This is a genomic window from Klebsiella aerogenes KCTC 2190 (assembly GCF_000215745.1).
Taxonomy (GTDB): Bacteria; Pseudomonadota; Gammaproteobacteria; order Enterobacterales; family Enterobacteriaceae; genus Klebsiella; species Klebsiella aerogenes.
Genome location: NC_015663.1, coordinates 4,431,476 through 4,444,129, shown reverse-complemented (window position 1 = coordinate 4,444,129; position 12,654 = coordinate 4,431,476). Strand labels below are relative to the sequence as shown.

The 12,654-nt window shown below is 56.9% G+C and carries 14 protein-coding genes and 2 pseudogenes; 14 read left to right on the top strand and 2 right to left on the bottom strand.

The genetic code is table 11. From position 1 onward, the window contains the following. Window positions 1-16 precede the first annotated feature (16 nt). The 14 genes and pseudogenes from tssA (at window position 17) to EAE_RS20940 (ending at window position 11,628) form a co-directional block, all read left to right on the top strand. Window positions 17-1,591 (top strand): type VI secretion system protein TssA, encoded by a 1,575-nt coding sequence (tssA, locus tag EAE_RS20990; RefSeq protein ID WP_015705644.1) that lies wholly within the window; start codon window positions 17-19, stop codon window positions 1,589-1,591. 54 nt (window positions 1,592-1,645) lie between these two features. Beyond that, a pseudogene (locus tag EAE_RS20985) lies at window positions 1,646-1,942 on the top strand (type VI secretion system baseplate subunit TssF); the annotation flags it as partial. Between the two features lie 19 nt (window positions 1,943-1,961). After that, entirely contained in the window at window positions 1,962-2,147 is a 186-nt protein-coding gene (locus tag EAE_RS20980; protein WP_015705642.1) for a hypothetical protein, read from the top strand. Window positions 2,148-2,329: 182 nt separating this feature from the next. Next, the gene (gene tli1a / locus EAE_RS20975) at window positions 2,330-2,902 is read left to right on the top strand and encodes a Tli1a family immunity protein (RefSeq protein WP_015705641.1); all 573 of its coding nucleotides are present in this window, start codon (window positions 2,330-2,332) and stop codon (window positions 2,900-2,902) included. Further along, window positions 2,875-5,262: a T6SS phospholipase effector Tle1-like catalytic domain-containing protein gene (locus EAE_RS20970; protein WP_015705640.1), complete on the top strand. Its 2,388-nt coding sequence runs from the start codon at window positions 2,875-2,877 to the stop codon at window positions 5,260-5,262. Before tli1a (EAE_RS20975) ends, EAE_RS20970 begins: the two co-directional genes overlap by 28 nt. A gap of 119 nt (window positions 5,263-5,381) precedes the next feature. Next, window positions 5,382-5,954 carry a Tli1a family immunity protein gene (tli1a, locus tag EAE_RS20965; RefSeq protein WP_015705639.1) on the top strand — a complete coding sequence of 191 codons (573 nt, stop codon included), beginning with the start codon at window positions 5,382-5,384 and terminating at the stop codon, window positions 5,952-5,954. After that, complete coding sequence (locus EAE_RS25310) at window positions 5,927-7,207, top strand: DUF2235 domain-containing protein (RefSeq protein WP_227498486.1); 1,281 nt, start codon at window positions 5,927-5,929, stop codon at window positions 7,205-7,207. The genes tli1a (EAE_RS20965) and EAE_RS25310 overlap by 28 nt, the downstream gene beginning before the upstream one ends. Beyond that, on the top strand, window positions 7,179-7,346 hold the full coding sequence (locus EAE_RS25305; protein WP_227498485.1) for a hypothetical protein: 168 nt from the start codon (window positions 7,179-7,181) through the stop codon (window positions 7,344-7,346). Before EAE_RS25310 ends, EAE_RS25305 begins: the two co-directional genes overlap by 29 nt. A gap of 160 nt (window positions 7,347-7,506) precedes the next feature. Further along, entirely contained in the window at window positions 7,507-8,379 is an 873-nt protein-coding gene (locus tag EAE_RS25300) for a hypothetical protein (RefSeq protein WP_015705638.1), read from the top strand. A gap of 108 nt (window positions 8,380-8,487) precedes the next feature. Beyond that, complete coding sequence (gene tli1a / locus EAE_RS20955) at window positions 8,488-9,057, top strand: Tli1a family immunity protein (RefSeq protein WP_015705637.1); 570 nt, start codon at window positions 8,488-8,490, stop codon at window positions 9,055-9,057. 6 nt (window positions 9,058-9,063) lie between these two features. After that, window positions 9,064-9,305: pseudogene (locus EAE_RS25615) on the top strand (type VI secretion system baseplate subunit TssG); the annotation flags it as partial. Continuing rightward, a complete protein-coding gene (gene tssJ / locus EAE_RS20950; RefSeq protein WP_175879567.1) occupies window positions 9,286-9,822 on the top strand; it encodes a type VI secretion system lipoprotein TssJ in 537 nt (178 codons plus the stop codon). The pseudogene EAE_RS25615 and the gene tssJ, both read left to right, overlap by 20 nt. Before the next feature lies 1 nt (window position 9,823). Beyond that, window positions 9,824-10,267, top strand: a complete 444-nt coding sequence (tssE, locus tag EAE_RS20945) for a type VI secretion system baseplate subunit TssE (protein WP_015705635.1) — start codon at window positions 9,824-9,826, stop codon at window positions 10,265-10,267. Between the two features lie 20 nt (window positions 10,268-10,287). Further along, the gene (locus EAE_RS20940; RefSeq protein WP_015705634.1) at window positions 10,288-11,628 is read left to right on the top strand and encodes a VasL domain-containing protein; all 1,341 of its coding nucleotides are present in this window, start codon (window positions 10,288-10,290) and stop codon (window positions 11,626-11,628) included. A gap of 65 nt (window positions 11,629-11,693) precedes the next feature. On the opposite strand, the gene EAE_RS20935 is transcribed toward EAE_RS20940, so the two are convergent. Further along, window positions 11,694-12,260, bottom strand: a complete 567-nt coding sequence (locus EAE_RS20935; protein WP_015705633.1) for a DJ-1/PfpI family protein — start codon at window positions 12,258-12,260, stop codon at window positions 11,694-11,696. A gap of 171 nt (window positions 12,261-12,431) precedes the next feature. Further along, window positions 12,432-12,626, bottom strand: coding sequence for a hypothetical protein (locus EAE_RS20930; RefSeq protein WP_015366303.1), 195 nt, complete (start codon window positions 12,624-12,626; stop codon window positions 12,432-12,434). Window positions 12,627-12,654 lie beyond the last annotated feature (28 nt).

The following is a 12,654-nucleotide window of genomic DNA, read 5'->3' as shown; positions in this document are numbered from 1 at the left end:
GGGAGGATCTTTATTAATGGCATCAGTTCATACATTGATTAGTGCGAGCCAGGTAGCGCCGGAAGCGCTGGCCGCACAGACCCAGCAGCGTTTGCTGCTGTGGGAAAACTGGCTGCAGCCGGTCACGGCCGAGCAACCAACGGGCGATGATCCCGGCTATGACGATGATTTCCAGTTGATGCGCGAAGAAGTGAATAAGCTATCCGGCGCCAATACCGATCTGATTTGTCAGCTTGCGGAAAAGCTGCTGACCACCGTCACTCAGGATATCCGCGTCGCCTCATACTACGCCTGGGCCCGCCTGCACCGCGATGGCGAAGCGGGTCTGGCTGATGGGCTGGAATTACTGGCTGGATTAATGCAGCGTTTTGGCGTGAGTCTACACCCGCAGCGGGATCGCAGCAGGAGAGCTGCCCTTGACTGGCTGGCGAGCCAGCGCATGCTCGACAGCCTGTCGTTATACCCGGAGGTATGCAACAGCGATGCGCTACGTATCACCGGCGCGTTGCTGATCATGGAGCAGACGCAAGAAGGGGCGGTCCCCGGCGCGTTGTGCGCCGCCCTCGAAACCCGGTTAATGAAATCCGGCGGGCCAGAAGCTGTGGTCCCGCAGAATATCAGCGATGCGCCGCTAGCGGCGGTGGGGGGCAGCGCGCCAGTGCTCAGCGGTATCACCTCTGGTCAGGAGCTGCTGACGCAGGCGCGGGTGCTGGCAAAGTATCTCAGCGACCAGCCGGATGGCTGGCTCTCTGCCCATCACCTGATAAAGAGCATTCGCCATGATACGCTGCATCAGTTGCCGCCGTTACTGGCGGGCGGCAGAACTCGTATTGATCCGCCAAAACCGGACCAGCGGGCGCTGCTGAAAAGGCTGTATCTCCAACAGAGCTGGATGGAATTACTCGAGCAGGCCAGCGAGATGTTTTCCCGCGGCGCAAACCATCTGTGGCTGGATCTGCAGTGGTATGTTCACCAGGCGCTGTTGAAATCCGGGCGCGACGCGCAGGCCGCTATTATTCAGCATGATCTGCAAGGACTGCTGGCACGTTTGATCGGCCTGGAAGGGTTGGCGTTTAACGATGGTACGCCGTTTGCCGATGAGGTGACGCTGAACTGGATACAGCAACAGGTGCTGGATAATGCAACCATCTGGCTGGACGACACCGCTTCCCGCGCCGTCACCGCTTCCGGCGACGACAACATCCTTCAGTTAGAGCCGGAGGCGCTGGCTCTGGTCGACAGCGATGGCGCTGAGGCGGCGCTGACCTGGCTGCAACATCGTCCGGGTATCACCACCCCCAGAAGCCGCTGGTTACTGCGATTATTGATGGCGCGGATTGCCGAGCAGAGCGGGAAAAACGAACTGGCGCAACATCTGCTGGCGGAACTGGACGTGCTGGCAGCCACGCTGTCACTGGCGCAATGGGAACCGGAACTACTGTTTGAAGTCCGAGCGCGTCATCTGCGGCTGTTGCGCGGTAAGGCCGGACGCAGCGAAACGGAAAGAGCTCGTCTGCAGTCGCAGATGGACCGTTTGCTGGCGGACCTGATTGCTATTGACCCCGCCCGCGCGGCGGTGCTGTGCGTTTAAACGCCTGATGATCGTCATGGACGAGTAACGGATAGCATACGATCGATGATTTAACCTTGCGCTATTTCGATGCTGGATCTCGACAAAGCCGGTACGCCGGATCCCTACGTAGAGCGTCTGTTTGAAGGGGTTGCTTTTTCCATGGAGCGCTTGCGGGAAAAGATTGATGACGACCTGCCTGAGCTTACCGAAGGGCTGGTTAGCATGCTGTGGCCGCACTATCTGCGCACCATTCCGTGGCTATCGGTGGTGGCGCTGACGCCGGAACTACCGACGATGAAGATGGCGGAAACGGTGCCTGCCGGGCTGGAGATATATTCCCGCCCGCTGGGGCCGAAAAATACCGTCTGCTGCGCCGCCTGCGCAGAGCGTGGGGCCGCGTGAGGTACCGTTTATCGACAAGGATCGGCTGGACCACGCGGCGTGGGGCTATGACTTTGCCCACACCGGCATCGTGGCGCAGCTGGGTTCGCCGCAGATGCTGGATTTTTACGATAATAGCGTCCTGCCGGGCCTGCGAGTAAAACAATTATTGAACTTAATATCGGCGAAATAATTAATACACGCACGAACGGATATGAAATAACTGCTGAGAATATTTATCGTGGCCAATATTCATTGACCGCTACAAATATCATCATCAGTTATATATAGAGGTTCATCTATTAGCATAAATACAAGCATTTAATTACGCCATTTATTAATAAGTCATCACTTTGTATTTGTAAGGACACATCAATGATAAAGCATATCCGTATTTTGCCCGGCGGGCTGGCGGTGCTGGCCGCCGTTTTTCTCTGCCTGCTGACGGCCTGTCGCGATCACAGTCGCGACGGGATGAGCGGCGCTGATATAAATGTCTATAACCACGGTCCAGACGCCATTGTTTCTATGCAGGTTGACGGCTACGGCGGGCCAAGGGCGAATCCCTACGGCGGCGGCGGCGGCTTCTGCTGCGTGATGGTGCCCAACGACTGGCGACCGGGCCTGACGGCAAAAATCACCTGGACTTCCGACCCTAACTCCTGGATGAAATCGAGTGAGATGCCGGACGATTATGAAACTCACTATCAGAAACATGGGCCGATTACTGTCCCTATCGAACATTGGGAGAAGGGGCAGGCCTGTGGCTTTGATGTGCATATTTTCCCCTGCGATAAAGTGCGGATAGTGCGTTCCTGCATCCCGCCTGGGCAGCCGGGCTACCCGGTACCCCAGTCTCCTCCTGACTGGGAGCAACGAGCGGATAAGATCATTTTCAAACATATCAAGGAGGAGATCGTATGTCCGACACCGCAGAGTCCACGCTGAATGCCCTGAAGGCGCTTATTGCCGCCTTTCAGACCGGCGCCACCCCGGTCGCGGTCAAAACCTCCACCGCGGAAGCGGCCAGCTTACCGCCGAAGTTTCCCGGGCCGGATGATGAAAAGGAGAAAACGCCGGCGGATAACTCCACGCAGCAGAAAGCCGAATACAACGAGCGCGGCCGCCTGCCGGCGAGCAGAACGCAGACCGAAGGCAACTATGCCAGGCAGTATCTGGAGGGTTATGTCGGGGAGTCCGATCATCAATCGGACAAAAAAACCGAACCGGGCTGCCCGGCCAGCCTGCATATCAGCCTGTTCTTCGACGGTACCTGCTGTACTAAAGAGGGGGCTGATGAGATATACGGCTCGCGTAACCCGCCGTTGACCAATATCGGCAGGCTCTACCATGCGGCAAACTGGAAAGAGCAGGATGAAACTGCGGAAAACGACGGCTACTTCAGCTATTACTTTCCCGGCTGCGGAGCGCGATTTCCGGAGATTGGCGAAGAGCACTACTCGCTGGACGGCGAGCTGTTTGCCAACGGCGGTGAGGACCGTATCAATCAGGCGCTGCTTAAAACCTACAGCAGCATCAGCTATGCGGTGAACAAAACCGCGATCAAAGACAGCGAACTGACCAGATACCGGAACAGTATGGCCACCGTCTGGCCCTTCTCGCGGCTGACCCAGAAGTTTGACCGTAAAAGCGCGCTTGACAAATTCTGCGACGACTATCTGGGGTGCGTGGTCAATCAGTGGCCGCGGCAGCCAACTCGGCTGCATATCCAGCGTTCGCAGCGGCGCATCGCCAAAATCAAGCTCTTTGTCTACGGCTACTGCCGGGGGGCCGCCACAGCCCGCGCCTTCGCCCGCGGGCTGGAGTCGCTGCTCGATGACGCTAAAATGCCGCTCGATGCGACAAATATGCTGCCGGCGGGGACGGTGGTGCCCGGCGGTCCGACCCTGCAGGGCATCCCCATCAGTATCGAGTTTATGGGGCTGCTGGATACGGTCTCCGCGGTTGGCGTGCCGCATATCCTGCCGTCGGCCACCGGGCATCTGGGCTGGGCGGCCAACAGCCTGCGGCTGCCGACCACCAAAGGTTTTTTAAAAAGCTGCTACCACTTTGTCGCCGGCCACGAGCAGCACGGCGACCTGCCGCTGGACTCCATTCGCGGTCCGGACGGTAAGTATCCGGCGGGGGTGGTGGAGGTGGTCTACCCCGGGGTGCATGCCGATGTCGGCGGCGACTGTAAACCGTCAGAACTCGGCAAAGTGCAGACCGACGCCCGCAGCCTGCTGTCAAAGATTGTGCTGCATGATATGTATGCCGCCGCCTTTGATGCCGGGGCGCCGTTAAGTGTTCCGCGTGATGTTCTACCCGGAGGTGCTAAGAACAAAACCTACCGGGTAATGCAAGGGGATGTCGCTGACCAATTCAAAATCTCCGCCCAGGCCATCGCCCTGTTTAACGCCTGGCAGCAGGCCGGGGCGAAGACCGAAACGCCGGCCGTTAACGAGGCGGAGGTGGTGGCCATCGCCGTGGCTCAGGGCCGGGATCCGGTCGCCGCGCTGGAGGCGGCTCGCAAGAAGGCGGATGGCGATAAGGCGAAAGCCGCGGCCACCGCCGCGAAGTCGCCGGAGAACGGCCCGCTGGGCAAGCTGCCGGATCCGGTGTATGTGCCGCTGAAGGCCAAAGCGCTGGAGGTGATGCTGGCGGACCAGCTGAGCTGGATCACCGCCTGGCGCACCGAGCGCTTTGCCAGCCCGCAATATGTCGATAAGTATTATCAGCGTAAGCTTTTTTATCAGCAGGCGCTGAATGAATCGTCCGGCGCGCTGCCGTCGGCGACGGCGCCCGTGGAAAGTGAAGTGCCGCGTGAAGTGCCGTTTATCGATAAGGATCGTCTGGATCGCGCGGCATGGGGTTATGACTTTGCCCATACCGGTATCGTGGCGCTGCTGGGCCAGGTGCTGCTGGATGTGATCCCCACCACGCAAACCGACCAGCTTGGCGGTCCGCTGGTGGCGGCGCAGGAGTCGGAATATATCCAGATCAAGAAAAGCGGCGATGCCCGGCGGGCGGCGCTGATGGGCTCGCCGACGATGCTGGATTTTTACGATAACTACGTGCATGACACGCTGGCCAAATATAATCATGACCCGCTGCACTCCTCGTTTTCCCACGGTTATTTTGCGTCGCGGACGATTTACGATAACGATGACGATACGTGGGATTCGGTGAAACAATTTGGCCAGCGGGTAAAAGCGATTATAGATATTAATGTCGGCGATATATTAGTGCAGGCGCGAACGGATATGAAAATACAGCTGAAGATATTTATAGCGGCCAATTCTATTTGACCGCTACAAATATCATTATCACAAATTTTCGGGAGGTATATATATCAGCAAAATATAATTCTGTCATCACGTCATCTCTTAATAACGACGCATTTAATTTCTTTTGTAAGGACACATCAATGATAAAGCATATCCGTATTTTGCCCGGCGGGCTGGCGGTGCTGGCCGCCGTTTTTCTCTGCCTGCTGACGGCCTGTCGTGACCACAGTCGCGACGGCATGAGCGGCGCTGACATCACCCTTTTAAACCATGGTCCGGACGCCATCGTTTCGGTGCAGGTGAACGGCTACGGGGGACCAAGGGCCAATTCCTACGGCGGCGGCGGCGGCTTCTGCTGTGTGATGGTGCCAGATGTCTGGCGCCCGGGGCTGACGGCAAAAATTACCTGGACTTCCGACCCTAACTCCTGGATGAAAATAAGCGATATGCCTGACAACTATTCGCAATACTATCAGCGCCATGGCCCGATCACCGTGCCCATTGAACGCTGGGAAGAGGATCAGGCTTGCGGCTTTCATGTGCATATTTTCCCCTGCGATAAGGTGCGGATAGTCCGTTCCTGCATTCCACCGGGACAGCCGGGCTACCCGGTACCCCAGTCTCCTCCTGACTGGGAGCAACGAGCGGATAAGATCATTTTCAAACATATTAAGGAGGAGATCGTATGTCCGACACCGCAGAGTCCACGCTGAATGCCCTGAAGGCGCTTATTGCCGCCTTTCAGACCGGCGCCACCCCGGTCACGGTTAAAACCTCCACCGCGGAAGCGGCCAGCTTACCGCCGAAGTTTCCCGGGCCGGATGATAAAAACGGAGAAAAGTCTGCCGATAACTCTGTGCAGCAGAAAGCCGAATACAACGAGCGCGGCCGCCTGCCGGCGAGCAGAACGCAGGCCGAAGGCAACTTCGCCAGGCAGTATCTGGAAGGATATGTCGGGGAGTCTGAACATCAATCGGACAAAAAAACGGAGCCGGGCTGTCCCGCCAGCCTGCATATCAGCCTGTTCTTTGACGGTACCTGCTGTAATGAAAAGGGGGCCGATGAGGTGTATGGCTCGCGTAACCCGCCGCTGACTAATATCGGCCGCCTCTATCATGCAGCCAACTGGAAAGATCAGAAGGAAACAGCTGAGAGTGACGGCTACTTCAGTTACTACTTTCCCGGCTGCGGGGCGCGCTTTCCGGAGATTGGCGAAGAGCACTACTCGCTGGACGGCGAGCTGTTTGCCAACGGCGGTGAGGACCGTATCAACCAGGCGCTGCTTAAAACCTACAGCAGCATTTGCTATGCGGTGAGAAAGGAAAGGATCGAAGACAGCGAACTGGATATCTTTCGGCCTCAGATGGCCACCGTCTGGCCCTTCTCGCGGCTGACCCAGAAGTTCAACCGTAAAAGCGCGCTTGACAAATTCTGCGACGACCATCTGGGGTGCGTGGTCAACCAGTGGCCACGGCAGCCGACGCGGCTGCATATCCAGCGCTCGCAGCGGCGCATCGCCAAAATCAAGCTGTTCGTCTACGGCTACTGCCGGGGGGCCGCCACCGCCCGCGCCTTCGCCCGCGGGCTGGAGTCGCTGCTTGATGACGCTAAAATGCCGCTCGATGCGACAAATATGCTGCCGGCGGGGACCGGGGTGCCAGGCGGCCCGACCCTGCTGGGCATCCCCATCAGTATCGAGTTTATGGGGCTGCTGGATACGGTCTCCGCGGTTGGCGTGCCGCATATCCTGCCGTCGGCCACCGGGCATCTGGGCTGGGCGGCCAACAACCTGCGGCTGCCGACCACCAAAGGCTTCTTAAAAAGCTGCTACCACTTTGTCGCCGGCCACGAGCAGCACGGCGACCTGCCGCTGGACTCCATTCGCGGTCCGGACGGTAAATACCCGGCGGGGAGCGGTGGAGGTGGTCTATCCCGGGATGCATGCCGATGTTGGCGGCGACTGTAAACCCACGGAACTCGGCAAAGTGCAGACCGATGCCGCCAGCCTGCTGTCAAAGATTGTGCTGCACGATATGTATGCCGCCGCCTTTGATGCCGGGGCGCCGCTGAGCGTGCCTGAGGAAGTGTTGCCCGGAGGGCGCTAAAAGGNAAAGCCTATCCGGGTAATGACCGAATGGATCGTATATAAAACAATTCAAAATCTCCGCACCAGGCGATCGCCCTGTTTAACACCTGGCAGCAGCCGGGGCGCAGCAGGCGGGGGCGAAGACGGAAAAACCGCCGGTCATCGACGAGGAGGTGGTGGTGATCATCGCGGTTCAGCACCGCGATCATCTTGCCGCGCTGAAGACGGCTCATCACAAGGCGGATGGCGATAAGGCGAAAGCCGCGGCCACCGCCGCGAAGCCGCCGGAGAACGGCCCGCTGGGCAAGCTGCCGGATCCGGTGTATGTGCCGCTGAAGGCCAAAGCGCTGGAGGTGATGCTGGCGGACCAGCTGAGCTGGATCACCGCCTGGCGCACCGAGCGCTTTGCCAGCCCGCAATACGCCGATAAGTATTATCAGCGCAAACCTTTTTATCAGCAGGCGCTGAATGAATCGTCCGGCGCGCTGCCGTCGGCGACGGCCCCCGCGGAAAGCGAAGGGCCGCGTGAAGTGCCGTTTATCGATAAGGATCGTCTGGATCGCGCGGCATGGGGTTATGACTTTGCCCATACCGGTATCGTGGCGCTGCTGGGCCAGGTGCTGTTGGATGTGATCCCCACCACGCAAACCGACCAGCTTGGCGGTCCGCTGGTGGCGGCGCAGGAGTCGGAATATATCCAGATCAAGAAAAGCGGCGATGCCCGGCGGGCGGCGCTGATGGGCTCGCCGACGATGCTGGATTTTTACGATAACTACGTGCATGACACGCTGGCCAAATATAATCACGACCCGCTGCACTCCTCGTTTTCACACGGCTATTTTGCGTCGCGGACGATTTACGATAACGATGACGATACGTGGGATTCGGTGAAACAATTTGGTCAGCGGGTAAAAGCGATTATAGATATTAATGTCGGCGATATATTAGTGCAGGCGCGAACGGATATGAAAGATCTGAATACGGTATCGGGCGTGTTGGGTAAAATATATCGCGATATAAAAAGCGAGGCTTTTAAAATACTGCTTCCCTGACACTTTAATTACCATATTACTATGGACGGCGTCGTAAAAATAAAAATCTGTAATTACGTCATCTCTTAATAATTCATTACTTTATTTTATTTTTGTAAGGATACATCAATGATAAAGCATACCCGCATTTTGCCCACAGGGCTGGCGGTACTGGTCGCCGTTTTTCTCTGTCTATTGACGGCCTGCCGCGATCACAGTCATGACGGCATGAGCGGCGCTGATATAGCCGTATTAAACCACGGACCTGATGCCATCGTTTCGGTGCAGGTTGATGGCTACGGAGGGCCCAGGGCGAATCCCTACGGTGGCGGTGGCGGATTCTGCTGCGTGATGGTGCCTGATGTCTGGCGCCCGGGACTGACGGCAAAAATCACCTGGACCTCCGATCCTAATGCCTGGATGAAATCGAGTGAGATGCCCGATGATTATGAGACTCACTATCAGAAACATGGGCCGATTACTGTCCCCATTGAACGCTGGGAGAAGGGGCAGACCTGCGGTTTTGATGTGCATATTTTCCCCTGCGATAAGGTGCGGATAGTCCGTTCCTGCTACGGTCGCGCAGATCCGAAATACCCGATACATCCTCATCCTGATGAGGATAAAAAAGCAGATAACGTTATTTTCAAACATATCAAGGAGGAGATCGTATGTCCGACACCGCAGACTCCACGCTGAATGCCCTGGCTGGGCGCCCATTTGGATGTACGGCTACAGCTGTATGTGGCCCGCCATTTATTACCGGCTGCGCAACGCTCTTGCCAACCCAAAAACGCGGCGCGGTTAGGGCGGACCGCGGTACTGCGCCCGCTTAACGCGCAATACCCTGCTACTGACATTATCACCATTCATCTGGGGCGTTATCAGCGCGTCCGAAAAATATTCACCGAAGGGAGAACGATGAAGATGGCAACTATCGCTGGTAAAAATTGCGCCACATTGCTGCCCATCACTCTCACTGCAGCCTTAACCGGCTGCGGCCTGACGCAGAGCGTAAAAGATGGAGCCGTCTCAGTGACCTACGCTATTTTTTATAAACAGATCAAAACGCTGCATTTGGATATTCGGGCCCGGGAAGGGGTGAACCACAATGCGCAAGGGGCGTCATTGGCAACCGTAGTGCGAATTTACCAACTCAAAGAGCGCAAAGCGTTTGACGCCAGCGATTATCCCTCGCTATTTGCTGACGATAGCCGGGCAATACCAAGCGATTGGCTGGCCCAAAAAGATATCCGTCTACGCCCGGGGGAATCCGTGGCGCTGGATATGCCGCTGGAGACGGCGGCGCAATACGTCGCGGTGGCGGGGATGTTTATCGCGCCGGATCGGGTCAAGGACAGCTGGCGGTTAGTGTTGACCCGCGACGACCTCGACCCCGACAAGCCGCATATTATCGAAGCCGGTCACAACCGGCTGACGCTGCAACCGTTAAAAGGTAACTAAAATGCCACGCCCCTCACTTTACGACACCCTGTTTGGTAATTTCTCCGGCGGTCTCGATCTGCATCAGATCGGTGAAGAAAATCAGGTCATTTTATCGGTGCTTGATAATATGCAGCGTATCCTCAACTGCCGGGCGGGTACGCTGGCGCATCTTCCGGATTACGGTCTGCCGGATATGACAAAAATTCTCCAGGGGATGCCGGGTAGCGCGCACCAGTTAATGACCACGCTGTCCGCGGTACTGCTCAAATACGAACCGCGGCTGAACAGCCTCCGTGTGGAGATGCTCGAACAGACACAGCCAGGCGAACTGCGTTATGCCATCGACGCGGAACTGAAGGAAATTGGTCTGGTACGCTATGGCACGGAATTTATGCCTGAAGGCAGGGTTCTCCTTCGCCATCTGAAACAGCAACAGTATCTGAATGCCCGCACCGCTATTTAGCCCTCACTCTGGTTACCCCTATGACAACATATCCTAAGCGTCACCTGACTACCGGCGGCGATCCGCGCACGCTGGCAGACTACGCAAAGCTGCGTGAAGAAATGCATAAACTCAGCCACCCGGCGCGCCCCGACGTTGACTGGCTGTACGCAGAACGGCTTTGTCTGTCGCTGTTTGACCGTAACGGCGTAGAGCTGCAGACTGCGGCCTGGTATACGCTTGCCCGTACGCAGTTAACCGGTTTATCCGGGCTGAATGAAGGCCTGGCTATCCTGGAAACGCTGATTACCCGTCAGTGGGGGAGCCTTTGGCCACAGCCGGTACACGCGCGGATGGAAATCCTCAGCGGTTTGGGTAAACGGCTACAGCAAGCGCTGCGTACGCTGACGCTGACCTATGCCGATCTTAGTTTGATTTATGAGGCGGAAGCGCATCTGAAAGCGCTGGATGCTGCGCTGCAGCGTCTGGAATTAAAGCATGCCAGTCAGTTTGATGCGTTGCTCAATTTGATGCATAACGCGGCGGTACGGCTGGAGAACAGCGATGGCGTAACTAGCGCTGATACCCTACCGCACGTAGTCGCGATGGAGAATGCTTCCACCCATTTGGATGAGCGGGTTGAGCGAACGAAGTGGATTTATATTGCGCCGCCGGAAACGCTGCCACACGTGCAAGCCGGCAATGAGCGTCAGAATTCTGAAAAACGATGGCGACCTTTTGTGGCCGGTATGCTGACGATGCTGGCGCTGGCCGCAGCGGCGGGATGGGGGTGGCAGGCGATGGCTAAACCAGAGCCGGAACAGCGGCAATTCGCTCTCAGTCTGGCGCCATTGCCGACGGTACTTTCGCCAGATCAGTTACGCTCCTTTTCTCAGCACGCACCGCCAGCAGACGATGGGATAAAGCAGACCCGGCAGCAGCTGTCAGATCTGGCCCAACTCAAGCCGAATTGGGCCATCGACTATAGCGAGCAACTGGTACAACAGGCACAAGTGCTATGGCCGGAGCAGGCGAAAGCATTGTCCTCGCAGTGGCGGCAGCAGATCATAGCCGCCGCGCTGCCGGCGGAAAACCTCACCGGCTGGTATCAGGGAATGCTGCAACTGCAGCAATTAACTCAGCGTCTGGATGCCCTGGATGAACAGAAGGGGAAATACATGACGGTTAGTGAACTCAAATCTGCGGTGTTCGCCATTACTCAGTCTTTTAATCGAACCGTCCCGGCTGAAGAACAGTTACGTCAACTATCAGCGATGACAGAAGGACAAATCAGCCGCGCTGCGCAGCAACAACAGGCGGAACAACACCTGCAGCAGCTGATAGTCTCTTATGCGCTACTGAAAAGTAAAATGGCGGAATAGCTTCGCGCAAGGCGTAAGGGCTGGGGCATATCGTAGCGTAGCGACTCCAGCCCTGGAAAAGGCGTTTACCGCTGCAGCACCTCGGCAAATTTAGCAAGCCATTGCGGATGGGCGGGCCAGGCGGGGGCGGTGACCAGATTGCCGTCAACGTGCGCCTGGTCGATGCCAATATCCGCATAATGCCCGCCGCTGAGTCGCACTTCGGGAGCGCAAGCCGGGTAAGCGCTACAGGTACGGCCTTTAAGAATACCCGCGGCGGCCAGAAGCTGCGGGCCGTGGCAAACGGCGGCAATCGGTTTATGCGCGGCGTCGAAAGCCTGGACCAGCTTAATCACCTGCTCATTCAGGCGCAGATATTCTGGCGCGCGGCCGCCGGGGATCAGCAGGGCGTCGTAGTCCTGTTCTCTGGCGCTGGCAAAATCGGCGTTCAGTACGAAGCGGTGACCGGGTTTTTCGCTGTAGGTCTGAGCGCCTTCAAAATCATGAATCGCCGTCATAATATGGTCGCCTTTACTCTTATCCGGACAGACGGCATCAACCTGATGGCCGATCATCTGTAATGCCTGAAACGGTACCATGGTCTCGTAATCTTCAGCGTAATCACCCACCAGCATTAAAATTTTCTTGCCCATATTCTTGTTCCTCCCACGATAAAGATGAATAAGATATAGACTGCCACAAGAGAGAAAGCGAACCGTGAGGGCGCTCAAAAATGGTTATTGATGACATTTGGCTGCCGGGATTTAACCCGAGGGGAATGCGTTGCCGCAGCTAACGGCCACGGCAACAAAAAGCGGTCAGAGTTAATCCACGTTAGTGAAGTAGTCGCGAGCAACCGCTTCTACACGCTTCGCTTCCAGGCCGGTCTTTTCGCTGATCCCGGCGATAAACGGCTTGAACTGCTCGGTCATCACGTGGCCGCCGTCCCAGTGGGCGACGTAGTAACGGCACTGATAGCGATAAAAGTGGAGGGTCTTTTCTCCTAACGTGTAATACATGACATTCTCCTGTCCAGTGTGTCGGGCT

Bases quoted from the DNA above. Each gene is read 5' to 3' on its own strand.
- EAE_RS20935 (WP_015705633.1), bottom strand. From the start codon at position 12,260: ATGGGCAAGAAAATTTTAATGCTGGTGGGTGATTACGCTGAAGATTAC.
- tli1a (WP_015705641.1), top strand. From the start codon at position 2,330: ATGATAAAGCATATCCGTATTTTGCCCGGCGGGCTGGCGGTGCTGGCC.
- tssJ (WP_175879567.1), top strand. From the start codon at position 9,286: ATGGCAACTATCGCTGGTAAAAATTGCGCCACATTGCTGCCCATCACT.
- tli1a (WP_015705637.1), top strand. From the start codon at position 8,488: ATGATAAAGCATACCCGCATTTTGCCCACAGGGCTGGCGGTACTGGTC.
- EAE_RS20930 (WP_015366303.1), bottom strand. From the start codon at position 12,626: ATGTATTACACGTTAGGAGAAAAGACCCTCCACTTTTATCGCTATCAG.
- EAE_RS20970 (WP_015705640.1), top strand. From the start codon at position 2,875: ATGTCCGACACCGCAGAGTCCACGCTGAATGCCCTGAAGGCGCTTATT.
- tssE (WP_015705635.1), top strand. From the start codon at position 9,824: ATGCCACGCCCCTCACTTTACGACACCCTGTTTGGTAATTTCTCCGGC.
- tssA (WP_015705644.1), top strand. From the start codon at position 17: ATGGCATCAGTTCATACATTGATTAGTGCGAGCCAGGTAGCGCCGGAA.
- EAE_RS25305 (WP_227498485.1), top strand. From the start codon at position 7,179: ATGCATGCCGATGTTGGCGGCGACTGTAAACCCACGGAACTCGGCAAA.
- EAE_RS25310 (WP_227498486.1), top strand. From the start codon at position 5,927: ATGTCCGACACCGCAGAGTCCACGCTGAATGCCCTGAAGGCGCTTATT.
- EAE_RS20940 (WP_015705634.1), top strand. From the start codon at position 10,288: ATGACAACATATCCTAAGCGTCACCTGACTACCGGCGGCGATCCGCGC.
- tli1a (WP_015705639.1), top strand. From the start codon at position 5,382: ATGATAAAGCATATCCGTATTTTGCCCGGCGGGCTGGCGGTGCTGGCC.